The 22,611-nt window shown below is 37.9% G+C and carries 26 protein-coding genes; all 26 read left to right on the forward strand.

What is annotated here, in order from left to right; translation table 11 throughout:
* Window positions 1-88: 88 nt before the first annotated feature.
* The 26 genes from ACI3K6_RS02720 (at window position 89) to ACI3K6_RS02845 (ending at window position 22,539) form a co-directional block, all read left to right on the forward strand.
* Window positions 89-718 carry a flagellar brake protein gene (locus tag ACI3K6_RS02720; RefSeq protein WP_435553599.1) on the forward strand — a complete coding sequence of 210 codons (630 nt, stop codon included), beginning with the start codon at window positions 89-91 and terminating at the stop codon, window positions 716-718.
* A gap of 243 nt (window positions 719-961) precedes the next feature.
* Window positions 962-1,852 carry a hypothetical protein gene (locus ACI3K6_RS02725; protein ID WP_435553600.1) on the forward strand — a complete coding sequence of 297 codons (891 nt, stop codon included), beginning with the start codon at window positions 962-964 and terminating at the stop codon, window positions 1,850-1,852.
* Window positions 1,853-1,945: 93 nt separating this feature from the next.
* Window positions 1,946-2,323: a flagellar export chaperone FliS gene (gene fliS, locus ACI3K6_RS02730; RefSeq protein ID WP_435553601.1), complete on the forward strand. Its 378-nt coding sequence runs from the start codon at window positions 1,946-1,948 to the stop codon at window positions 2,321-2,323.
* Window positions 2,324-2,335: 12 nt separating this feature from the next.
* Window positions 2,336-2,683 carry a flagellar protein FliT gene (fliT, locus tag ACI3K6_RS02735; protein WP_335476131.1) on the forward strand — a complete coding sequence of 116 codons (348 nt, stop codon included), beginning with the start codon at window positions 2,336-2,338 and terminating at the stop codon, window positions 2,681-2,683.
* A 232-nt stretch (window positions 2,684-2,915) separates the two neighbouring features.
* Window positions 2,916-3,224: a hypothetical protein gene (locus ACI3K6_RS02740; RefSeq protein WP_435553602.1), complete on the forward strand. Its 309-nt coding sequence runs from the start codon at window positions 2,916-2,918 to the stop codon at window positions 3,222-3,224.
* A 35-nt stretch (window positions 3,225-3,259) separates the two neighbouring features.
* On the forward strand, window positions 3,260-3,949 hold the full coding sequence (locus ACI3K6_RS02745; protein WP_435553603.1) for a glucosaminidase domain-containing protein: 690 nt from the start codon (window positions 3,260-3,262) through the stop codon (window positions 3,947-3,949).
* Between the two features lie 119 nt (window positions 3,950-4,068).
* The gene (gene flgB / locus ACI3K6_RS02750) at window positions 4,069-4,461 is read left to right on the forward strand and encodes a flagellar basal body rod protein FlgB (protein ID WP_435553604.1); all 393 of its coding nucleotides are present in this window, start codon (window positions 4,069-4,071) and stop codon (window positions 4,459-4,461) included.
* Window positions 4,462-4,466: 5 nt separating this feature from the next.
* Complete coding sequence (flgC, locus tag ACI3K6_RS02755) at window positions 4,467-4,916, forward strand: flagellar basal body rod protein FlgC (protein ID WP_335476123.1); 450 nt, start codon at window positions 4,467-4,469, stop codon at window positions 4,914-4,916.
* Between the two features lie 11 nt (window positions 4,917-4,927).
* Entirely contained in the window at window positions 4,928-5,230 is a 303-nt protein-coding gene (fliE, locus tag ACI3K6_RS02760; protein WP_335476121.1) for a flagellar hook-basal body complex protein FliE, read from the forward strand.
* Between the two features lie 29 nt (window positions 5,231-5,259).
* Window positions 5,260-6,840, forward strand: a complete 1,581-nt coding sequence (gene fliF, locus ACI3K6_RS02765; protein ID WP_335476119.1) for a flagellar basal-body MS-ring/collar protein FliF — start codon at window positions 5,260-5,262, stop codon at window positions 6,838-6,840.
* Window positions 6,841-6,845: 5 nt separating this feature from the next.
* The gene (gene fliG, locus ACI3K6_RS02770; protein ID WP_335476117.1) at window positions 6,846-7,853 is read left to right on the forward strand and encodes a flagellar motor switch protein FliG; all 1,008 of its coding nucleotides are present in this window, start codon (window positions 6,846-6,848) and stop codon (window positions 7,851-7,853) included.
* The gene (locus ACI3K6_RS02775; protein ID WP_435553605.1) at window positions 7,837-8,664 is read left to right on the forward strand and encodes a FliH/SctL family protein; all 828 of its coding nucleotides are present in this window, start codon (window positions 7,837-7,839) and stop codon (window positions 8,662-8,664) included. The genes fliG and ACI3K6_RS02775 overlap by 17 nt, the downstream gene beginning before the upstream one ends.
* Window positions 8,648-9,967: a flagellar protein export ATPase FliI gene (fliI, locus tag ACI3K6_RS02780; RefSeq protein WP_435553606.1), complete on the forward strand. Its 1,320-nt coding sequence runs from the start codon at window positions 8,648-8,650 to the stop codon at window positions 9,965-9,967. Before ACI3K6_RS02775 ends, fliI begins: the two co-directional genes overlap by 17 nt.
* Window positions 9,967-10,401, forward strand: a complete 435-nt coding sequence (locus ACI3K6_RS02785) for a flagellar export protein FliJ (protein WP_335476112.1) — start codon at window positions 9,967-9,969, stop codon at window positions 10,399-10,401. The genes fliI and ACI3K6_RS02785 overlap by 1 nt, the downstream gene beginning before the upstream one ends.
* A gap of 12 nt (window positions 10,402-10,413) precedes the next feature.
* On the forward strand, window positions 10,414-11,268 hold the full coding sequence (locus tag ACI3K6_RS02790) for a MotE family protein (RefSeq protein WP_435553607.1): 855 nt from the start codon (window positions 10,414-10,416) through the stop codon (window positions 11,266-11,268).
* A 29-nt stretch (window positions 11,269-11,297) separates the two neighbouring features.
* Complete coding sequence (locus ACI3K6_RS02795; protein WP_435553608.1) at window positions 11,298-11,867, forward strand: flagellar biosynthetic protein FliO; 570 nt, start codon at window positions 11,298-11,300, stop codon at window positions 11,865-11,867.
* Window positions 11,868-11,871: 4 nt separating this feature from the next.
* On the forward strand, window positions 11,872-12,618 hold the full coding sequence (gene fliP, locus ACI3K6_RS02800) for a flagellar type III secretion system pore protein FliP (RefSeq protein ID WP_335476106.1): 747 nt from the start codon (window positions 11,872-11,874) through the stop codon (window positions 12,616-12,618).
* A gap of 14 nt (window positions 12,619-12,632) precedes the next feature.
* Entirely contained in the window at window positions 12,633-12,902 is a 270-nt protein-coding gene (fliQ, locus tag ACI3K6_RS02805; RefSeq protein WP_435553609.1) for a flagellar biosynthesis protein FliQ, read from the forward strand.
* A 9-nt stretch (window positions 12,903-12,911) separates the two neighbouring features.
* Window positions 12,912-13,682: a flagellar biosynthetic protein FliR gene (gene fliR, locus ACI3K6_RS02810; protein ID WP_435553610.1), complete on the forward strand. Its 771-nt coding sequence runs from the start codon at window positions 12,912-12,914 to the stop codon at window positions 13,680-13,682.
* Between the two features lie 2 nt (window positions 13,683-13,684).
* A complete protein-coding gene (gene flhB / locus ACI3K6_RS02815) occupies window positions 13,685-14,779 on the forward strand; it encodes a flagellar biosynthesis protein FlhB (protein WP_435553611.1) in 1,095 nt (364 codons plus the stop codon).
* Window positions 14,776-16,809: a flagellar biosynthesis protein FlhA gene (gene flhA / locus ACI3K6_RS02820; protein ID WP_335476098.1), complete on the forward strand. Its 2,034-nt coding sequence runs from the start codon at window positions 14,776-14,778 to the stop codon at window positions 16,807-16,809. The genes flhB and flhA overlap by 4 nt, the downstream gene beginning before the upstream one ends.
* Window positions 16,806-18,053: a flagellar biosynthesis protein FlhF gene (gene flhF, locus ACI3K6_RS02825; protein WP_435553612.1), complete on the forward strand. Its 1,248-nt coding sequence runs from the start codon at window positions 16,806-16,808 to the stop codon at window positions 18,051-18,053. The genes flhA and flhF overlap by 4 nt, the downstream gene beginning before the upstream one ends.
* 1 nt (window position 18,054) lies before the next feature.
* The gene (locus ACI3K6_RS02830; protein WP_435553613.1) at window positions 18,055-18,972 is read left to right on the forward strand and encodes a MinD/ParA family protein; all 918 of its coding nucleotides are present in this window, start codon (window positions 18,055-18,057) and stop codon (window positions 18,970-18,972) included.
* A gap of 20 nt (window positions 18,973-18,992) precedes the next feature.
* Complete coding sequence (locus ACI3K6_RS02835; protein WP_335476091.1) at window positions 18,993-19,358, forward strand: hypothetical protein; 366 nt, start codon at window positions 18,993-18,995, stop codon at window positions 19,356-19,358.
* Window positions 19,359-19,376: 18 nt separating this feature from the next.
* The gene (locus ACI3K6_RS02840; RefSeq protein WP_335476089.1) at window positions 19,377-20,180 is read left to right on the forward strand and encodes a sigma-70 family RNA polymerase sigma factor; all 804 of its coding nucleotides are present in this window, start codon (window positions 19,377-19,379) and stop codon (window positions 20,178-20,180) included.
* Window positions 20,181-20,334: 154 nt separating this feature from the next.
* The gene (locus ACI3K6_RS02845; protein ID WP_435553860.1) at window positions 20,335-22,539 is read left to right on the forward strand and encodes a sensor domain-containing protein; all 2,205 of its coding nucleotides are present in this window, start codon (window positions 20,335-20,337) and stop codon (window positions 22,537-22,539) included.
* Window positions 22,540-22,611 lie beyond the last annotated feature (72 nt).

Below are 22,611 nucleotides of genomic sequence, written 5' to 3' on the forward strand. Positions count from 1 at the left end.
GTTTTGAGAACACCACGAACTTTCACTTCTGTGGTGTTCTTTATTTTGTTTATATAAAATAATAAAAATCATGGCAGGTGTCGCAAAATTGTATCCCAAGGTGAATCAAAAGATTATCATCGATTTTAAAAGTAAAGATCAAACTTATAAATCAGTAGTGGCCGAAGTCAGTGATAAGGAAATTCTAATCGGAGTACCAGTAGATAACAGTGTTATTGATCTTGTCCTTGCACAAGAAAAATTAGAAATTACCTTCGTGGAAAATGATGTGAAATATAAATTCGAAACCGAAATCATTGGACGAAAGCAGGACAATATGCCTTTGTTTCGAATTTCAAAGCCAGAAGAGGATGAAATCGTAAAGATTCAGCTTCGTGAAAATTTCCGTGTACCAGCGAATCTTCCTTTAAAGGTAGAAAAAACTACCTTAACGACTGTCAATTTAAGTGCAGGTGGTGTCCTAATGTCCTGTATGGTTGAATTGGATCTGCATGAAGGGGAAGAAATTTCCGGGACCATTTTGCTACCAGGATTACAAAACAAAGAATCGGAATCCATCGATTTTGTAGGGGAAATCAAAAGAATTAATTGGATTGAAAATCAAGATCGAAAAAATGTAGCGATTGAATTTAAACAGATGGATAAACGGGATCAATCCAAAATCATTCAATATTGCTTTGAAAAGCAAAGACAAAACCGATTAAAAGCACGTAATTAAACCATTTTAAGCACAAAACCTCTTGATAAAGAGGTTTTTTTTACTATTATTTGAAAATAGGGCAAATTAATTTACATATACTTACATTATAAGTATAATTAATTTTAAGAAAGACAGTCAAAAACAGTAAAGGTAATGCGAATCATTTGAAGAGAGTAATCAAAAACAAAAACATTAAATCCAAAACAGAATTATTTCATACATAAGATCTTCATTCTCGGATTCAAATTAGGAGGTATTCGCATGTGTTTAAAAGCTGCACTTTTTGAGATGAAAGAAGCACTTACCAACCAATCTAATAAACAAGTTACGGATGAATTCATTCAAAATTTGGAGACAAAAAATGATCTATCTCCAGGAACATTAGTGTATTATTTCAATCATTTATTTATGTTTTATCAAAAAGGTTCGAAATCGACGCTAGAAGAAGGAAAAAAAATTAACCGGAAATGGTCCAAAAGCGAAATTGATTTTATGTTTCAATATATTCTTGACCGGCAGGCAGAAGGTTGCCTGAATATTACTGAAATTCTTGATGAAATTGGTCAATTATTAAATAGAGGATATCAGTCTGTTAACTACAAGTATTATTCACTCGTAAAAGCACAAGAAAAACAGGAAACTAAAAGTGGAAATCAATATCATTTTACGACTATTCAAAGACCTGAAATTCCCGTTGTTTCCACAGAAGTTATAAGGGATATACCCGAGCCATCACAAGAAATAAACAATCAAACACAACCCGAAGATTTATTGGATATTTTGTCAGGGTTGATTACAAATGTTCAACAGCTTCCTGGAATCCAATTAAACAACTTGCTTGGCAGCCTATACCAATTAACAAATTTGGCTTTACAAAACCAACAAGTGGTTGAACAGGTCGAAGCCATTAAGTCTGAGAGCCAATTGGAAATGGTTAATCTGAAAAATAAGCTTATGGACAAAGAAAAACAATTATTAATGGAAAAAAAGAGAAATGATGACCTTCAGATGGAAGTGGCTAAATTAGCTAAAGAAATAACCGCCTTCAATAAATTAGGCGACGCGGCCAAAATACAAAATTTAAAATCATACAATCAAAGATTAAACTATATTATTGATAATTTTGGAATTGTTCTTCAAGTTGGCAGCTAAAATACAACGATATTTTTGCGAATTCCTCTTAACTCTTCTGCAAATAATCCGATAATCAACATAGAGAACTTGAACGAGAGAGGAGAAATCTAAATGTTAAATAATCCATATCAAACGTATCAAAAACAGGCAGTCAATACATCAAAACCTGAAGACTTAACATATATGCTATATCAAGGTATAGTGAAATTCATTCGTCTTTCCAAAATAGCGATTGAAAACAACAATTTTGAAGACAGTCATCATTATAATTTACGTGCACAAGATATCGTTAGCGAACTCATGATTACCTTAAAACAGGAATTTGAAGTATCCAAGCAATTGGCTTCGATGTATGATTATATGAAACGACGCCTTATGGAAGCCAATCTTAAAAAAAGTACAGAGATATTGGAAGAAGTTGAAGGCTATGCCGTGGAATTAATGGAAGCTTGGTCAGAAGCAATGAAATCAAATAAGGCAACAAACTAAGGTTGATGGTGTATGAAAAACTTATTGAAATCCATTTTTGAAGTAACCTTGGACATGAAACAGGCTCTTCATGAAGAAGAGTACGAAGAATATTTGAGTTTATTAGATCAGCGTGCTAAACTTATGAGCCTTGTTGATGAGCATAAAGCGGATCATCCAGAACACTCATATGACGAGCAGGAAAAGGAGTTGCTAAAAGAAGCCCAGCAGCTCGATGAAGAATTAAACAATGAACTAAAACAAAATCTAAATAAAACGGCCATTGAATTAAAACAAATGAAACAAACGAAACAAGTTTCATTAAAATATCAGCCATACAGTAAACAAACAAACGGAATTTTTATTGATTCCAAAAAATAGTGAAGTTGGCAGTAAAAAAGCATGAGTATGTAAATCCTTGCATATTCGTGCTTTTTTTGTGTTTTTCGACAAAATCAGTAGAATTGTCACTTGTTTAATTCATTTTTTTCGATAAAATATAAATATCGACTTTTTAATAGTATTTTAATATAAATGTAAACATATTTATTCACTGTAACAAACTTGTAAACTTCGCAATAATTAGTATATCTATTTTCTCAGAAGAGGAATCATGATCATAATGAGCAAACAAGCATCCAAGCCACCAAACCTTTACTATTTTAATGAGTATAAAAAAGACAAGCCATTTTATAAAAGGCCAATGAAAATTAGGGTTGATGACGCTGCTACCAACACTTATTTTATGGTTAAAAATCTGGTCTTCCAAAACAAACAAATTCTGGCATTGAAAACAATGAAGGACCCTAATACCATTGTTCTTGTAGAAGCAGAAATTGAGGATGGACAATTGAAACACATTTCGATGATTCCTGAACCATTTTTGCAAGAAGTTAGCAGGTTAGTAGAATTAAATATGTAAGATTTTTTTAATAACTAAAGGAAAGGAAGATCAAATTGCTAATTGGTGATGATTGGTTTACAAAAACCATGTTGATCAATACGTTAGCTCGTACGGAGAAATTACGATCACAACTGACAACGATTTCACAACCTGAGAATCTCTTTTCCGATATTCTAAGCCAGTTGCTATCTGAAAAGGACACACAAACGGATGCAACTAGCAAACAAACTGATTCTATTTCAAATATGCTAATGGGAAGTATCACTCAAACACCATCTACTCAAATTCCAAATATGTTGATGGGAAATATCACTCCATCCCTTAATGAACCATTGCAATACCAGGACATTCAATCAGAAAAAATAGATCAGGTCTTAGGCGGTAAATTATCTGGTATGGGTGAAGTGTTTGTCCAAGCAGGCAGACAGTATAATATTAATCCAGCCCTCCTGGCAGCTATAGCACAACATGAATCTGGAAATGGCTCTTCGAGAGCTTCTCATGTAAAAAATAATATCGCCGGGATGATGGGATCCAATGGGTTAAAATCGTATGGGTCGATTGGAGAAAGCATCATGGATATGGCACGGAATTTAAGTAAAAATTATTTAGGAAAAGGTCTAAATAGTATATCCGAAATTGGCGCAAAATATGCTCCAATAGGTGCAACCAATGATCCGACTGGCTTAAATAACAATTGGGTTAAAGGTGTGACACGATTTTTTAACAAACTTTTAATTTAATGGAAAAATTTAATAGATTCGCAATGAATTTTTTAGTATATTATTTAAGGGTCATATTTCTTTTTGATTCTTTTTGAATAACATCAAACTATAGTTGAGGTGAAAGGAGGAGAGTCTTTTTGAATACAATTGGCCTCCTGCAATCAGCATTAACGGCATCGAGTTTACGACAACAAACGATTTCAAATAATATTGCCAATGCTGAAACTCCTGGTTACAAAGCAAAAAAAGTGCTGTTTGAAGATATTTTGAAACAGCAATTATCTAATCAATTAAAATTTGTTGGGAATCGGACTGATCCTCGACATTTTGTAATTGGCCAGGCTTCGAACATACCTAACGCAAAAATTGTCGAAGATGCCAACAGTGTTATGCAGAACAATGGAAATAATGTTGATGTGGACTCTGAGATGACTGAGATGGGTAAAAATTCGCTTTGGTATTATACACTGACACAACAAGTCAATAGCGAGTTTCAAAATTTATCAATTGCGATAAAAGGAAGGAGTTAATGTAGATGTTTGATTCTTTGAATATTAGTGCATCTGCCTTAACAGCGCAACGTTTAAGGATGGATGTTGTTTCCTCTAACATCGCCAATGCATCTACCACGAGAGGGAAAATAGTGAATGGGCAATGGGAACCATATCGCCGTAAAATGGTTGTGATGGAACCAAGAGAAAAATCCTTTAACCAAGTTTTACAAGGTAAGCTACAGCAGCAAAATCAGACGCAATTGCAAGGCGTTCGTGTGACAAAAATAGCTGAAGATCGTACGCCTTTCAAGACTGTGTATGATCCTACTAATCCAGATGCCAATGCTGATGGATATGTTTCAATGCCTAATGTTGATTTATCAAAAGAAATGGTTGATTTGCTATCAGCATCTCGTTCTTATGAAGCCAACATTACTTCGTTTAATACAGAAAAATCCATGATGCTGAAAGCCTTAGATATAGGTCGTTAGGAGTGAGATAAATGGCAGTTACAGGAATTAATGGGTCATCATTAATCAAAATCAATCAAAATCCGTTTATAAAACCGGAAACAACGAAAACAAACACTTCGTTTTCGAATGTGCTTCAGGGATATTTGCAAAATGTCGATAACACCGTAAAGCAGGCTTCGGACCTTTCAGTAAAAGCGGCTGCGGGTCAAATCGATAATATACATGATGTAACCATCGCTTCACAAAAAGCGAAGGTGGCGCTTGAACTAACAGTTACTGTAAGGGATAAGGCCATTGAAGCTTACCAAGAAATGATGAGAATGCAAATATAATGAATGACGAATGCTGGGCGGGGTGAGTAATGAATCGATCATGGACAGATCAACTCAAAAAAACAACTGAGCGTTTCAAAGAATATTGGAATGCACGATCAAAAAAACAAAAGTGGTTCATTATTGGATCTTTTTTAACAATTATCATTGCCCTTTCCATCTTTATTTTCGTGGCTTCCCGCCCACAATATATTCCTTTATATACGGGTCAATTAAGTCAACGGGAAGTTGGGGATATCAAAGCTGAACTGGATAAAGAGGGCTTTACAGATTATCAGGTGAACGATACGGGTACGATGTTGCTCGTTCCGAAGAAGAATGCTCCTGATTTATTAGTAAGTCTGGCTGCTGCCGGGTACCCGAAAGACAACAAAATTAATTTTGATATTTTTAGCCAAAACCTTACTTTTGGGGCGACCGATAAACAGTACGATATTCTTGAAAAAGAAGCTTTACAGAATAAAGTGGCTGATGTCATCAAAAATGTAGATGGAATTAAAAACGCTGAGGTTATTTTGACCTTACCTCAAAGCTCTGTTTTTGTTCGTGATGACAATAAAGAAGAGGCCAGCGCTTCAGTGATGGTTGAAATTGAACCGGGGACAAAATTAAATTCACAGCAAATCAAGGCTTTATATACGCTCGTTTCTCATAGTGTTCCTAATCTTCCATTAGAAAATATTACGATTATGAACCAATATAGTGAAACTTTGGCGCAAAGTGATGTTGACAGTGAAGATGATCAGTCCTTAAGTAAATACGAAGAACAACGCAAGATTCAACAGGATATTCAACGGGATATCCAACAAAACTTACAAAGTTTACTTGGAACGATTATTGGTTCTGAGAAAGTGTATGTTAATACATTTGTAAAAATGAATTTTGATAAAGTGAAAACCCAAGAAAACTTGGTGAAACCTACAGATGATAACAATAATGGAATTGTCATCAGTTCTGATAAGAGCTCTGTCACATCTACAGGAACAGGAAGCAGTTCTGGTGGAGTAGTAGGTACCGGTGAGACAGACGTTCCACAATATAGTAGCGACACGTCAGGCGGTAACAGTAATTATGAACAAACACAGGAAAAAGTAAATTACGAAGTGAACCGCATTAATAATGAAATTGTTAAAAGTCCTTATGAAATTGACGATATTACCATTAACGTTGGAGTCGGGGCGAATTCTAATAAATTGCCTAAAGCCACTGAACAAAATATTCGTAACATTGTTTCTAATACTGTAAGGACAGCCCTTGGTCATCCAAATTTATCTCAAAAAGAAGTGGACCAGCGGATTACTATATTCCCGCATGTCTTTGCCAAGAATACGGATGCTCAATCATCAACATCTACAAATTGGCTCTATATAGCCGGTGCAGCTGTTGCTGGTATGCTGTTAGTGGGAACGCTTATTTGGTGGTTGGCGAGACGCAGAAAACAAGACGAAGACCCAGAAGTTGAGGAAATGTTTACTGCACCAATTATTAAACCTGAAGATTTTGACGAACAAGACATGAGTGTTGAAAGTCAGCTTAGAAAAGTTCTGCACCAGAGACCGGAAGATTTTTCAAAAATTATTCGGACGTGGCTGCATGATGAGGAGGCGTAATTCCTATGGCTACTGAAAAATTGACTGGAAGGAAAAAAGCAGCAATTTTATTAATATCAATGGGAAAAGAAGCTTCAGCAAAAATTTTCAAACATTTGCCGGATGAGGAAATTGAACAACTTACTCTCTCGATAGCAAGTATTAATAGAGTGGATCATCATGAAAGAGAAGAGATTTTAAAGGAATTCCATGAAATGTGTATCGCCCAGGATTATTTGACCACTGGGGGAATTAATTATGCACAAGAAGTATTGGAATCTGCTCTTGGTAGAGATCGGGCAACAGAAATTATTCAAAAATTGACGGTTCAGCTCCAAGTGAAACCGTTTGATTTTGCACGAAGAGTGGACCCTATGCAGATCTATCATTTTTTGCAAAATGAACATCCACAAACTATTGCTCTCGTCTTGGCCCATTTAGATCCGCAGCAAGCATCATCCATTTTAGTTTCTTTACCGGATGAGCTTCAATCTGAGGTAGCCAGAAGGATTGCCTTACTGGAACAGACTTCACCAGAGGTCATTAAAGAAGTGGAATCCATCCTAGAGCAGAAACTTTCTGCGACCATTCGACAGGACTTCACCGTTGTGGGTGGAATCGACTCTGTGGTTAGCATCCTGAATGGGGTAGACCGTGGAACAGAGAAGAGCATCCTAGAACATTTAGGTCAGCGGGATGAGAAGCTGGTAGACGAAATCAAGAAACGGATGTTTGTCTTTGAGGATATTATTAATCTGGATCGCCGTGCTATTCAGCGTGTTATTCAAGAAGTTGATAACCAAGACCTCATGTTGGCCCTAAAAGCGTCCAGTCCGGAAGTCAAAAAGGTTATTTACGAAAACATGTCTACAAGGATGGTCGAAACGTTCGAAGAAGAAATGCAATATCTTGGACCTGTACGGGTTAAAGATGTTGAGGAAGCACAAGGCCGGATTGTCTCTGTTATTCGCCGCTTAGAGGATTCAGGTGAAGTCGTCATTGCTCGAGGTGGTAGCGATGAAATCCTATTCTAAAGTATTTAAAGCTTCACACCTTTCCGTCCTAAACGATGTAAAAGTGGTCAATCAACCATTTATACCGAATCAAACACAAACGGGTGATCAACAGCCCGTTTTTAGTCATGATGAACTAACAGAACAAGTACAACTTGTCCAACAGCAGCTTCAAGAAGCTGAGGAAAAAGCGGCTACGATTGTTATGGAAGCAGAAAATTATGCGCAATCCTTGAAAGCAGCTGCCCAAGAAGAAATCAATTCATGGTGGGAAGAAAAACAGTTCCACCTTGAACAAATGATGATGGAAATGAAGCAGCAAGGATATCAAGAAGGTTTTGATCAAGGAAAAATGGAAGGCGTTACAGCTGTCGAAGAGGATTTTCAAGAAAAAACGGCTTTAGCGCAGCAGGTATTGGAACATGCCTACAGTGAAAAAGAGGCCATTGTCGCTGAAGCTGAACCATTTCTTTTAGAAATAAGTACGGCTATTGCGACTCAAATTCTAAAACAAGAGTTAGACAGCAAGCCTGATAAATTTATTGAACTGATTAAACAGCATATTCTGCGCTTCAAGGAGAAGGAATTTATTACAGTTTGTGTTCATCCGGATGATTTTGATTTTGTTTTATCACAGCGATTGCATCTTGTTGCAGTAGTCAATGGTGAAACGGAAATAAAAATTATTCCTGATCACTCAGTGACCAGTAAAGGCTGTGTAATCCGAACGGCATACGGCAGCGTAGATGCCCGTATTGATACCCAAATGGAGGAAATTAAAAAGGTCATGTTGGAGGCAAGAAGGGAGCCGGAAAATGGTGCTGTCAGCTGAGAAATATGTCAAGCTCATTCATAACATTGACCCAGTCAGGGTAAACGGCAAAATCACCCAAATTATCGGTCTTACCATTGAGTCACAAGGGCCGGATGTCCGAATTGGTGAATTATGTTCGATTTACCCGGCAAATTCTCAAACTCCGATTCAGGCAGAAGTGGTCGGTATTAGAGAAAATAAAGTGTTGCTAATGCCTCTGGGTGAAGTAAGAGAAATTGGCCCTGGCTGTGATGTTGTTGCAAGTGGAAAGCCGATGACGGTCAAAGCTGGTAATCAACTGCTTGGAAGAATCTTGGATGGATTGGGACAACCTATGGATGGCAAACCGCTTCCATTAGGATTAGAAGAAGTTCCGACACATGCAGCACCACCTAACCCGTTAAGCCGACCGCGAATACATTCACCACTTGGTGTCGGTGTCAGGACGATCGATGGATTACTAACGATGGGAATGGGACAGCGCGTTGGGATTTTTGCAGGTAGTGGTGTTGGTAAAAGTACCTTGCTTGGGATGATATCCCGTAATACTACTGCCGATGTAAATGTGATTGCTTTAATTGGTGAACGTGGCCGTGAGGTGTTAGATTTCTTAGAGCAAAACTTAGGTGAAGAGGGTCTGAAAAAATCGGTTGTCATTGTTGCTACATCCGATCAGCCAGCATTAATCCGTATCAAAGGAGCGTTAACAGCTACATCGATTGCTGAGTATTTTCGTGATCAAGGCAAAAACGTTCTGCTGGTCATGGATTCAGTTACTCGTTTTGCGATGGCTCAACGGGAAATTGGCCTGGCAATCGGTGAACCGCCAACCACTAAAGGGTACACTCCATCGGTTTTCGCCATGCTTCCACAACTGTTAGAACGTGCGGGTACGGGACCTAAGGGATCCATCTCAGCCATTTATACTGTTCTGGTAGATGGTGATGATATGAATGAACCGATTGCAGATGCAGTCCGTGGTATTTTAGATGGACATATCGTTCTTAATCGTGCTATTGGCGGGAAGGGGATCTTTCCAGCCATTGACGTCCTCTCCAGTGCAAGTCGTGTTATGACTGAAATTACCGACAACGAACACCAAGCCGTGGCAGTTCAATTCAAGAAATTATTAGCGGCCTATAATGAAGCAGAGGATCTCATTAATATCGGTGCCTATAAAAAAGGTTCCAATCGTGATATTGATTTGGCAATGAGGTTAAAACCGCAAATGGACCAATTTTTAAAACAGGGAATTTACGAACCTTCACAGCTGGATGATACTAAATCCTTCTTAATTTCACAATTTGGAGCGATGATGTAATGAAGTACAATTTTTCTTTCCAAAAAGTACTAGATGTTAAAGAAAAAGAGCAAGAGCACGCCAAACATGAATATGGATCCATCAAACTCCGCCAGATTGAGCTTCAAGAACAAATGGAAGGTTTGGAATTGGAAAAGAAAGAGATATTCAGCCAGTATAATCATGTTGATAGAAAAACTATTTCTGAGATAATAGAAATGCAACAGGATATCGAACATGTGAATCGACAAATGAAAGTGTTAGAACAACAATCCAAACAAGTTCATTATGAAATGGAATTAAAACATCAAATTTTGATAGAGAAATCAAAAGAAGCGAAAATGTGGAATCAATGGAAGGAAAAATCTAAAGAGGCTTTTATCAAACAGGTGAATCAAAAAGAACAAGCTTTCTTAGATGAACTAGCCGTTTTACGCTATACACGAAGGGGATAAGGAGCTAAAACAATGGAAGAGAAAAAAAAACGTGGTAAAATCAAAACCTTTTTCATGTTTGGTATACCATTAATTGTTACAGCAGCTTTAGCTCTGGTTGTATTAAATTTTTTAGGGTACCCTGTAATGAAAACTGTGCAAACATGGGGAAATAAAGTTCCTGTATTGAACACTATTATCCCTGATCCTAAATCAAATTCTTCAAATGATTCAGCTGAAACAGATGAGTGGAAGCAGAAATACGTGCAAAGTAAATCACAATTAGCTGAAAAAAGTCAAGAGATTAGTGACCTAACTAAACAGCTAAAGGCCAATCAAAATGCTTTAGAAAAAATGAAGCAAACGAATCAGGATATTCAAACAGAACTTGATAAAAAACAATCAAACACGAATCAAGCGCAAATGAAAAAAGTTGCGAGTATCTATAAAACAATGACTCCTTCAAAAGCTGCAGCGATGTTTGCGACGATGTCACTTGAGGATGCAACGATTACAATGTCGCAATTAGACACGAATTTGCAAAGCTCTATTTTAAGCAGCATGAAGGATGCGAAAAAGGCCGCACAAATTACGATGTTATTAAAAGATATGTCCGGGGTTAATAGTGAAGATCCCGCCATTATGAAAGAACAGTTACATCAATTGGTACAAAGTCAACAAACACCGACTGAGACACTCGCTGAAACCATCTCAGCTATGTCACCATCACAGTCAGCGGTCATCATTCAATCCATGATGTCCACAAATCAACAAGTAGCTTTAGATTTACTAAAAAATGTCAGCACAGATAGCCGTTCACAAATTTTAGCCGCCATTTCTCAACTTGATGCCAAAATGGCTGCACAAATCACGGCCAGCTTAAATTAATTGAAATAGCTCCATGGAAGGAGAAAATCATGAAACGCTTAACACTATTATTTGTTGTGTTTATTTATATATTTTCCAATCAACCCGCAGTCTTTGCCGCAGGCGCGTCAGCTTCCGGCGATTCTTCTGTATATGATACGATCCAGCATGGGGATAAAAAAAGCTCTTCATCTGTAGATAAAGCAACAGTGGATCAGCAATCATCTTCTATATTTCCCTTATTTCTCAAATTTATTTTCTCCTTCGCTTTGGTTATTGCTATTTTAATTTTTATCTTGCGATATATATCAAAAAAAGGCCGTACGATGCAATCAAACGGTCCAATTCTTTCACTAGGAAGTCAAATGCTTGGCAACAATCGTTCCTTGCAAATTGTGCTGATTGGTCAGACCATTTACATTCTTGGTGTTGGTGAGGACGTTACACTTCTAAAAACGATTTCTCAAGGTGAAGAGTATATGCATTTACTCGAAAGCTTTGAAGATCCAGGTGAACCGGTATCTCAGAAATGGATGAATGTAGATACCTCTAAATTAAATTGGAAGTCCGTTTTTCAAAAACATTTGAAATCGATGCAAAAGGATCATGGAGAGGAGTAGTAAGATGCTAAAAAAACTAGCTTTGCTTGTTCCGCTCCTTACAATAGGTATTTTCTCAATGACCCATGGTGCAGAAGCGGCTACACTTCTTCCTGGCATTGATATAGGTGATAGTAGTGACCCTAATAAAGTTTCCAATACATTAAGGATTATTTTATTAATCACGGTTTTGTCTATCGCACCAGCCATTTTAATCCTAATGACTTGTTTTACTAGAATTGTCATTGTATTAGGTTTTGTACGTAATGCCTTGGGAACACAAATGATTCCACCAAATCAGGTATTGATTGGACTAGCTTTATTTATGACATTTTTTGTGATGGGCCCGACTTTTACGGAAGTTAATCAAAATGCCCTACAACCATTTATGGACGGGAAAATGTCACAGGATGAAGCTTATAAGGCCGCCAGTATCCCCATGAAAGAATTCATGGCCAAGCAGACACGTGAAAAGGATTTAGCTTTGTTTTTGGATTATGCCAAATTGGACAGACCCAAAAAGGTGGAAGAAATTCCATTAAGAGCTTTAGTCCCTGCCTATGCAATCAGTGAATTAAAAACGGCGTTTCAAATGGGATTCATGATTTTTATCCCGTTTTTAGTGATTGATATGATCGTGTCGAGTGTTCTCATGTCGATGGGTATGATGATGCTGCCACCGGTGATGATTTCATTACCGTTTAAAATCCTATTATTTATCTTGGTAGACGGATGGCATTTAATCGTTGAATCACTGCTCAGGAGTTTTTAAAAGGAAGTGTTAACATGACCACAGAAACAGTTTTGAAAATTGCTCAAGAATCTATTTATACGGTTTTAATCGTGATTGCTCCTGTTGTAGGTGTGGCACTTGTTGTCGGATTAATCATTAGTATTTTCCAAGCGGCCACTCAGATTCAAGAACAAACCTTAGCATTTGTACCAAAAATTGTAGCAGTGTTTTTGGCCATATTATTTTTCGGTTCATGGATGTTGCGTCACGTGGTGGAATTTACCCAACACCTTTTAGGTAACCTTTCCAACTATATCGGGTAGGTGATGCAAATGGATGGTTCACTTTTATGGAGCTTTTTACTCATCTTTGTAAGGGTTACATCATTTATGGTTTCAGCTCCGATTTTTTCAGGGCGGCAAATTCCGACGCCATTTAAGATTGGTTTGAGCGCTGTTCTTAGTATTTTATGTGCCGGCTTAGTAAAGGAGCCGATCGTAGATCCCCCCCAATCGCTGCTATTTATTCTAATCTTAAAGGAAGTACTCGTTGGGATTGTATTGGGGATGATTGCCACGATCATGTTTTCAGCTGTTCGATTTGCAGGGTCACTTTTGGATTTGCAAATTGGATTCTCAATGGCCAGTTTATTTGATCCCACGTTTCAAACAAGTACACAGCTCACCGGGAGCTTCAAAAATATTTTAGCGATTTTATTTTTACTGACAACAAACGGGCATCATTTATTGATTCAAGGAGTTCTGGCCAGTTTTGATTGGGTGCCGCTTAAAGCTACTGTTCCAGCTTGGATGGATGGAAGAATCTCGACTTTCATTTTACAGTGTATCATTCAAATGTTTATGATTGGTTTCATGATGGCAGCCCCGATATTAGGAACGATGTTTGTGGTTGATATTGGCATCGGGATTATTTCGAGAACAGTGCCACAAATGAATATTTTAACTGTAGCTCCGCCATTAAAAATGTTGTTACACTTTATGATGTATATTTTTCTTTTACCAAGTTTTTTTTACTTGTTGAAAATTCTATTTGATAACATGTATAGTTCCATGTCATCAATTTTAAATATTATGGGGGCTTAGGCATGCTGCTTCGTTTAGATTTGCAATTGTTTTCTGGTGAAAAAACGGAAAAAGCAACGCCCAATAAACGACGGGAAGCAAGGAAAAAAGGTCAGGTAGCAAAAAGTAATGAGGTTACTTCAGCCATGATCTTAATCCTCTCATTCGGCGTACTGTTAATTTTCGGGAAAACCATGGTAGAGGGTTGTTTAAATATTTACCGCCAAAGTTTTCATGAGTATATGCTTTGGGACCTTTCGATTTCAAGTGTTGCGTTAATGTTTAATCAGTTATTATGGCAATCGGTGAAGTTAGTCGCTCCCATCCTGGCTGTTGCCATGGTTGCCGCTGCTGTAGGAAATTATATGCAGGTTGGCTTTATGTTTAATTTTGAATCCTTGAAATTTAACTTTAGCAAAATGAATCCGCTAACCGGATTAAAAAATATGTTCTCGATGAGATCACTAGTGGAACTTCTGAAGGCTATGCTAAAAATATCGATTATTTCTAGTGTGGTATTTATGATAATTTGGAAGCAGAAGGACCAATTATTAATCGTTGGCCAAAAAAGCATTTATGATTTTGCTAGATTAATAGGATCTTTGGTTATTGAAATTGGACTAACTGGTGCTGGAAGTTTGGCTGCTATTGCAGCCGCAGATTATCTATATCAAAAACTTTCCTTTGAAAAAAAGATACGGATGTCTAAACAGGATATTAAAGATGAATATAAGAAAACGGAAGGGGATCCGCATATCAAAGGGCAACGTAGGGCAAAGCAGAGACAGATGTCGATGAATCGTATGATGCAGGAAGTACCAAAGGCAGACGTGTTGATTACAAACCCTACCCACTTTGCTATTGCGATCCGCTATGATATCGCAACAATGGATGCGCCTCAAGTGATCGCAAAAGGTCAAGATTATGTGGCGTTAAAAATGAAAGAAATTGCAAAAGAACATAAAGTGATGACAGTAGAAAATCGACCGCTTGCAAGAGCGCTGTTTGCTGCAGTTGAAGTGGGAGATTCGATTCCGGAAGAATTGTTCAATGCAGTTGGAGAAATTTTGGCTTATGTTTACTACCAAGAAGGTCGGTATAAGGAGATGATGAGATGAAGGCAAAAGACATATCGGTTTTGCTTGTCGTAATATTAATTGTTACGATGATGATTATACCACTGCCAACAATGTTACTGGACTTTTTATTAATTATAAACATCTCCATATCATTACTGATCCTGTTGGTAGCAATGAATACAAAAGAACCATTGGAGTTTTCCATTTTCCCTACAGCTCTATTACTTACAACGCTGTTTCGTCTAGCTCTGAACGTTTCAACGACGCGTTCCATTTTATCAAAAGCAGATGGTGGTCATGTTATTGAAACGTTTGGTTCGTTTGTAATCGGGGGAAGTCCAGTTGTTGGTTTTGTCGTGTTCTTGATTCTTGTCGTGATCCAGTTCATTGTCATCACGAAGGGATCGGAAAGGGTGGCAGAGGTCGCTGCCCGCTTTACGTTGGACGCGATGCCAGGTAAACAAATGAGTATCGATGCTGATATGAATGCCGGACTAATCAGTGAACAGGACGCCCGGCAACGACGCAGAAAAGTAGAACAAGAAGCTGATTTCTACGGTGCCATGGATGGTGCGAGTAAATTTGTTAAAGGGGACGCCATTGCTGGTATCATCATCCTGTTAATTAACGTCATCGGTGGATTTATCATTGGTATCGTGATTCATGGAATGGGTTTTACTGAAGCGGCAAGCACCTTTACCCTGTTATCTGTAGGTGATGGTCTTGTCAGTCAGGTGCCAGCCTTACTGATTTCAACTGCTACCGGTATTACGGTAACCCGTGCCGCTTCTGACGGTAATCTGGGCACGGACATTGTCACACAAATCTTTAATTATCCAAAGCTGCTGTACATTGTTGCAGGAACGATTTTTCTGTTTGGATTATTCACGCCAATTGGATTGGTATTAACCATTCCAGTGTCAGGATTATTGGCCTACGGGGCCTATTCCATGAAAAAATCCATGGATAAGGAACAGCAGCAACATGAACAAGCAGAAATGGAAGAGGCGGAGGAAGATGTTCGGAGTCCAGAAAAAGTCATCAACCTGCTTCAACTCGATACTTTAGAGTTAGAAATCGGTTATGGGCTTATTCCATTAGCGGATCAAAAACAAGGCGGGGATATTCTCGATCGGATTGTGATGATTCGAAGGCAATTTGCGATTGAACTGGGGTTAGTTATTCCAACCATTCGGATTCGCGATAATCTCCAGTTACCGCCAAATGAGTATGTTCTGAAATTCCGCGGATCAAAAATTGCTTCCGGTGAAGTGTATCTCGATCACTTCTTAGCCATGACTCAAGGAGCAGATGCTACCGGCATTAATGGTATTCAGGTTATTGAACCTGCCTTTGGTTTACCGGCCATTTGGGTTAATATAGAGGAGAAACAAAAAGCTGAACTCATGGGGTACATGATTGTTGATCCACCATCTGTTATTGCTACCCATTTGACAGAAGTATTAAAACGTTATGCATTTGAGTTATTAGGAAGAGAAGAAACAAAAGAGCTCATTGAAAATATCAAAGAAACACATCCTAATCTTGTGGAAGAGCTTGTACCAAATTTACTGTCAGTTGGCGATATTCAAAAGGTATTGCAGAGTCTGCTTCGTGAACAGATCTCTATCCGTAATTTACCGACGGTTTTTGAAACATTGGCTGATTACTCACAATATACGAAAGAGCCACGGGTGCTTACAGAGTATGTTCGCCAATCCTTAACGCGCCAAATCACAGAGCAATTTGCCGAGCAAGGTGTTATTCAAGTTTTGACGGCTGGGGCAACATTGGAAAAAGGTATCTCAGATTCCATTCAGCAATCAGAAGCAGGAGTTTACTATTTATCAATGGATCCAAACCTGTCGAGAAGAATCGGCGAAGAATTACAGCATGAAATCAGCCGGGTCATTCAAGCTGGCGGTCAGCCTATTTTCCTCACAAGTCCAAACATTCGGATGTATTTAAAACAATTTGTCGATAAAATCATGCCTACCGTGCCTGTCTTGGCATATACAGAGCTTGAGCCGGATGTTGAGATCCAAAGTATTGGAGTGGTTAATATATGAAAACAAGAAAAATAATAGCCGACACGATGCCCCTTGCCTTAAAAAAGGTAAGGCAAGAACTAGGGGAAAATGCTATCATCGTCAATACTAGGGTGATCAAATCCGGTGGTTTGTTAGGCCTGTTTACTAAACAAAAATATGAGGTAACAGCGTATTCAATTGATAAAAACCAAAGTGAAGAAAAAGAGGTTCTGCCAAAAACGGAACCACCAAAGAAGGATCCTGTTGAGGTCAATCGGGAGGAGCAAGAACCTTTAAATTCGGGTTTCCATAAAAAACCGCAAAATTTATATCAGTTTTACTCTCAGCAACCTTCAAAGCCTGAAGCCATCATTCCTCCAACTCCCGCCGTCGAATCAACTAAACATGATACGACGATGTTGGATGAATTGACCAGCCTAAGGAAAATGATGATGACTTTCATGATGGGAGAAAATCAAGGAAACGTTCGACCAGCTGCTCTATCAAAGATTGTAGAGCATTTGAAAAAACAAGGTGTTGAAGAAACTGTAGTGGAACACATTGTTTCAACCATTATGAAAAAATATGATTCCTTAAACGAATTAACAGAAGCTACCATTAAAACTGAAATTCTTACTATCATAATAGATCTAATTATCAAACGTGTTCCGAAAACGTTTGCGATTTCCGATCAGACACGGATTATTAATGTGATTGGCCCAACGGGAGTCGGCAAAACAACCTCCATAGCTAAACTGGCGACTGAGCAGGTGTTAAAGCAAAAACGGAAAGTGGCCATGATTACAACGGATGTTTATCGAATTGGAGCGGTTGAACAATTAAAAACGTATGCAGGCATTTTAAATGTTCCAATTGAAGTTGTTCGTTCCGGGGATGAATTAGCGAGTACCTTGGACAAGCTGAAGAACTACGATCTCATTTATATGGATACAACTGGACGAAATTATAAGGAAGAAAAAAACAGAGAATCCATCAAAGAGTTTTTATTTCATCCGCCTGAAAGTGACAATTATCTGGCCATCAGCTTAACAACCAAATATGAGGATTTGCGTGTATTACTTGATGAATTTTCAAAGAGTCCGGTTCAAAAATTAATATTTACGAAAGCGGACGAAACCTCAAGCTACGGCACCGTTTTAAATATAGCCTATCAGTATTCGTACCAATTAGCTTATATCACCACGGGACAAAGTGTACCAGAGGATATTATTACTGTTGATGCAGAAAGTCTAGCGAAGAATTTGGTCGGAGAGGAAAATTAAAATGGATCAGGCACAAAGTCTTCGAGAAAAGATGAATCGTCTCCAGGCCGAGCGTCCACGACAACTGCAGGATCCCCTACAGAAAACCCAATACCAACACCATCCTTCATCACGTGTTATTACGATTACTAGTGGGAAGGGTGGAGTTGGAAAATCTAATTTTTCTCTTAACTTTGCACTTGGGTTAAAGGCAGAAGGAAAAAAGGTCGTGATCCTGGATCTCGATTTATCAACCGCTAATCTTAACATTCTGATGGGGATCTCGCCCCGCTACTCGTTGGCTAATGTCCTTTATGATCAAATAAGGATTTGGGATGTCATTGAGAAAGGGACGGAAGGAATTGAGTTTATACACGGCGGCTTTGATTTGCAGCATTTAATGAACTTTGATCAAAGCAAGCTCGATTATTTCTGGAATCAATTAAATGAGCTTCAATCCTACGCAGATTATATTTTACTTGATACAGGTGCCGGAATTTCCAAAGAGTTAGTCGATTTTATTTTAGCATCAGATGAAACCATTATGGTGGCAACGCCGGAGCCGACATCGATTGCCGATGCATATACGGTTTTGAAAACGGTTATGAGCTATACCACAGAGCAGCCAAAGCTCCGTCTGGTCATCAATCGTGCACAAACGTATCAAGAGGCAGTAGAGACATCCAGAGCTTTCCAGCATGCCTGTAAAACCATATTAAAACTGGAGATTCAGACATTGGGTTATTTGCTTGAAGATCTACATGTTCGCCAATCGGTTAAAGCTCAAAAGCCGTTTCTGGTGATGTATCCAAATAGTACCGCTGCCAAAAATATGAAACAGATCATCTATTCTTATCTGCCTGAGTTTACTCGGTCAGGCCCCTCTTCTTCAAAAGGAATACGGGGATTTTTTGAAAAGATATGGTCCCGTCGTAAATAGATATAAAGGAAGTTTGTAAGATGACAATAAAGTGGAAAATAAGTGCCTCATTAGGACTGATCGCTGGCGTTATCACCTATTTTTTTTCATATACCAATAATACTTGGGTCATGTCTTTATTCTGGTCAGTGATCGGCTTTCTGCTATTTTGTGTCATGGGGGTTTTATTTCAAACACTGTTACAACATTTGAATAATAGTACTCTAACCAATAAAATGGGTCCAGAAGAAAGATCCGAGCCAGTCAATATACAGCCGAGTTCAAATTCAGAAGATTCAATAGAGGAAACAGACTTTCAAAGCATTCCACTGACTGCATTGCATCAAAGTGGGGAAATGCAAGACTCTGAGAAAATCGCAAACACTATTCGTAGTTGGACAGAGTAAAATCAGGAGGGATAACATTTGAGACCTGCTGTTAAAGAAACCATTCCCCATTATCCATTATGGAGAAAATACCGGGAGACTCGTGATTCATTATTACAGGAAAATCTCATTAAGCAATATGGTCATTTGGTAGAACAGATGGCAAATAAATTAAGTATGACGATTCCACAGCGTATTATACCTAAAGATGACTTAGTTGGCTTAGGATACATTGGATTAATTGAAGCAATTCAAAAATTTGATTATTCAAAAGGCTATCAATTTGAAACCTATGGACTTTGGCGAATCAAGGGGGCTATGTTGGATGGAATCCGGAAAATGGATTGGATCCCCCGCGGTTTGAGGGACAAAGCAAAAGCATTAAATAACGCCTACCGTCATTTGGAACAAACTTTGATGAGATCACCATCTGAGGAGGAATTGAGTCAGTTTTTAAACATTTCTCTTGAAGAGGTGGATCATACGATGGCGGCCGTTTCCTTATCAACCATGTTATCTTTGAATGAACCTGTTAATGCTAATGAAGATGAGGGGAAGCAACAAAGTAGAGTGGACCAAATCTGCGACGATTCTATAAAACCTCATGAAAGTAATTTACAGAAGGAAGAATTTCGGAAACTGATTGCAGCAAGTATTGATAAAATGCCTGAGAAAGAAAGGCTTGTGGTCTCTTTATTGTATTATGAAGGGCTTTCCCAAGTAGAAATTTCTGAGATTCTAGGTGTGACAAAAGGGCGAATCTCTCAAATCCATTCGCAAGCTATTCTTCGGTTACGCCGTAGCTTTGAAGATAAAGGGTTTTCATTGGATTCATTTATATAATATTTTTGTTGAACACACTCGATTTCTTGATGAGTGTGTATTTTTTTTGGTCAATAAAAGAGTTAAACTTATTTTGATTTCTTCCGATAAAATAAAAAAGAGTATAACTATCAAAATGGATCCAAAAAAATTTTAGGAAGAAATGGTGTTGTCTGTGAAAACAACGTTTGAAACAAATTCACTTTTCAAAATTTATAAGTCACTTTTTGATGGTCACCATGATGCCTGCTTTGCTTTGGATTTGGAAGGTAATTTTATACAAATAAATGATGCTGCGGCCAGACTAACAGGATATTCACAAGAAGAAGCATTGCAAATGTCTTTTGTTTCGTTAATCCATGATCATGATTTGGAAAATACCTTTAAATCCTATAATCAGATATTAAAGGGCAATCGCGAAAATTTTAATGTAACTATTCAGGATAAACAAGGGAACCCTTTGCACCTATCCTTAACGGCTTACCCTATTTATAATGGGAATCGTGTATACGGAATCGTTGGAATTGCCAAGCCCAGGCAAAGGAAACCTGATTTAGAAAATTTATTAGTTGAACAAAATCAAATCCTCGAAATGGTGGCCAAAGGTCGTCCCATTTCAGATATTTTAGACAATATTGTTTTTCTTGTTGAAAAATATATTGATGGCGGTTTGGTTTCCATTCTTCTTAAGGATGAACACCAACCAATCTTACACTTAAGATCAGCACCAAATGTACCTCAAGGTTACAAAGACATTATTAATGTAATGCCTATTGGCCCAGCCGTGGGTTCCTCTGGTACAGCTGCATACTATAATAGAAATATTATTACGGCTGATATTGCCACGGATCTGCTTTGGCGGGATTATCGGGATGATGCATTAAAACACGGTCTTAAATCATGTTGGTCAACGCCAGTTTGTAATAATCAGCATGAGGTGATCGGGGTTTTAGCAATTTATTACCAAAAAGCATTTACTCCTTCAGAAGCGGAGGAGCAAATCATCAGCAAGGCGATTCATCTAACCAGTTTGGTCATTCAGCACTATTTAATTCAAGAAAAAATAAATTACTTGGCCTATCATGATGACTTAACCGGCTTGCCAAACAAGAAAATGTTTGATGAAAAAGTCAATATTGCCATCAATTTATTTAAAAATTCTGAAGGAAAATTGCTTGGATTGATGTATTTTGATTTGGACCGATTTAAACTAATCAACGAATTGCTAGGGTATAAAATTGGTGATCTGTTATTAAAAGCTGTTGCGAAACGAATTACCAGCTGCATTAGAAAAAATGATATACCCTCTAGACAAGGCAGTGATGAGTTCACCATATTGTTAGATCATGTTTCCAAGTCTGAAATTAATCAGATTTCCCAAAGAATATTAGATGAATTTGCTAAACCTTTTTCGATTGAAGGCAATGAAATGTTTATCACCCCTAGTATTGGCATCAGTTTATTCCCATCTGATGGCAAAAATGCGGATGAATTGATTCGAAAAGCGGATGTCGCTATGTATCATGCAAAGCAAGAGGGCAGAAATACTTTTAAATTTTACTCAGAAAGTTTGGATGATAAGAACTTTAACCGTTTGGAAATCGAAACAGAACTTCGGAAAGCGATTGAAAAGAATGAATTTATTCTCCATTATCAACCAATCGTGGATCTGTCCAAAAATGAAATTAAAGGTGTTGAGGCGCTCATTCGTTGGGATCATCCGCATCGTGGAAAGGTTCCGCCTGATCGCTTTATTCCAATAGCCGAAGAAACAGGGATGATCATCCCAATTGGAGAAATGGTTCTTAAAGAAGCGTGCAACCAATTAAAACGATGGCAAGAAAGCGGTTTACCTATGCCATCTATTTCCGTTAATATTTCTCTTCGTCAATTTTATCAAACGGACCTTGTTCCAATGATTCAGCAAATTATTAAGGAAACCAGAATTGACCCCAAATGCTTGACGATTGAAATTACGGAAAGTATGACAATGGATGTTGAAAAGGCCACCAGCATTTTGCATGATTTGAAAAATCTAGGGCTTACGATCTCAATTGATGACTTTGGAACAGGCTATAGTTCCCTTAGTTATTTGAAAAAGTTCCCGATTGACTATTTAAAAATTGATCGCTCTTTTATTCGAGATATTGCTACTAACAAAGATGATGAAAATATTGCAACGACTATTCTGTTAATGGCACACAATCTTGGCTTAAGTGTGATTGCTGAAGGAGTAGAAACAAGTGAGCAGCTCGGGGTACTTAAACAGCATAGCTGTAATGAAGCGCAGGGTTATTTGTTTAGTAAACCATTGTCTGATCAGGAATTACAGCAATTTCTAAATAATGTTTCTTCTAGTCATCTTAAACTTAGAAAATAATATTTTTTGAAACTCTACTTGAAATCATATATAATTCTTTTTATGGAACCCCTAAATTAGGGGTTTCTTACA

Origin of the sequence: Neobacillus solisequens (assembly GCF_051233465.1) — a bacterium.
Lineage (GTDB): Bacteria > Bacillota > Bacilli > Bacillales > Cytobacillaceae > Neobacillus.

Bases quoted from the DNA above. Each gene is read 5' to 3' on its own strand.
- fliG (WP_335476117.1), top strand. From the start codon at position 6,846: ATGGCTACTGAAAAATTGACTGGAAGGAAAAAAGCAGCAATTTTATTA.
- ACI3K6_RS02725 (WP_435553600.1), top strand. From the start codon at position 962: ATGTGTTTAAAAGCTGCACTTTTTGAGATGAAAGAAGCACTTACCAAC.
- fliT (WP_335476131.1), top strand. From the start codon at position 2,336: ATGAAAAACTTATTGAAATCCATTTTTGAAGTAACCTTGGACATGAAA.
- fliQ (WP_435553609.1), top strand. From the start codon at position 12,633: ATGACCACAGAAACAGTTTTGAAAATTGCTCAAGAATCTATTTATACG.
- ACI3K6_RS02835 (WP_335476091.1), top strand. From the start codon at position 18,993: ATGACAATAAAGTGGAAAATAAGTGCCTCATTAGGACTGATCGCTGGC.
- ACI3K6_RS02775 (WP_435553605.1), top strand. From the start codon at position 7,837: ATGAAATCCTATTCTAAAGTATTTAAAGCTTCACACCTTTCCGTCCTA.
- fliR (WP_435553610.1), top strand. From the start codon at position 12,912: ATGGATGGTTCACTTTTATGGAGCTTTTTACTCATCTTTGTAAGGGTT.
- ACI3K6_RS02795 (WP_435553608.1), top strand. From the start codon at position 11,298: ATGAAACGCTTAACACTATTATTTGTTGTGTTTATTTATATATTTTCC.
- fliE (WP_335476121.1), top strand. From the start codon at position 4,928: ATGGCAGTTACAGGAATTAATGGGTCATCATTAATCAAAATCAATCAA.
- flhA (WP_335476098.1), top strand. From the start codon at position 14,776: ATGAAGGCAAAAGACATATCGGTTTTGCTTGTCGTAATATTAATTGTT.
- flgC (WP_335476123.1), top strand. From the start codon at position 4,467: ATGTTTGATTCTTTGAATATTAGTGCATCTGCCTTAACAGCGCAACGT.
- fliI (WP_435553606.1), top strand. From the start codon at position 8,648: ATGGTGCTGTCAGCTGAGAAATATGTCAAGCTCATTCATAACATTGAC.
- flhF (WP_435553612.1), top strand. From the start codon at position 16,806: ATGAAAACAAGAAAAATAATAGCCGACACGATGCCCCTTGCCTTAAAA.
- ACI3K6_RS02785 (WP_335476112.1), top strand. From the start codon at position 9,967: ATGAAGTACAATTTTTCTTTCCAAAAAGTACTAGATGTTAAAGAAAAA.
- ACI3K6_RS02740 (WP_435553602.1), top strand. From the start codon at position 2,916: ATGATCATAATGAGCAAACAAGCATCCAAGCCACCAAACCTTTACTAT.
- fliP (WP_335476106.1), top strand. From the start codon at position 11,872: ATGCTAAAAAAACTAGCTTTGCTTGTTCCGCTCCTTACAATAGGTATT.
- fliS (WP_435553601.1), top strand. From the start codon at position 1,946: ATGTTAAATAATCCATATCAAACGTATCAAAAACAGGCAGTCAATACA.
- ACI3K6_RS02830 (WP_435553613.1), top strand. From the start codon at position 18,055: ATGGATCAGGCACAAAGTCTTCGAGAAAAGATGAATCGTCTCCAGGCC.
- ACI3K6_RS02790 (WP_435553607.1), top strand. From the start codon at position 10,414: ATGGAAGAGAAAAAAAAACGTGGTAAAATCAAAACCTTTTTCATGTTT.
- fliF (WP_335476119.1), top strand. From the start codon at position 5,260: ATGAATCGATCATGGACAGATCAACTCAAAAAAACAACTGAGCGTTTC.
- flhB (WP_435553611.1), top strand. From the start codon at position 13,685: ATGCTGCTTCGTTTAGATTTGCAATTGTTTTCTGGTGAAAAAACGGAA.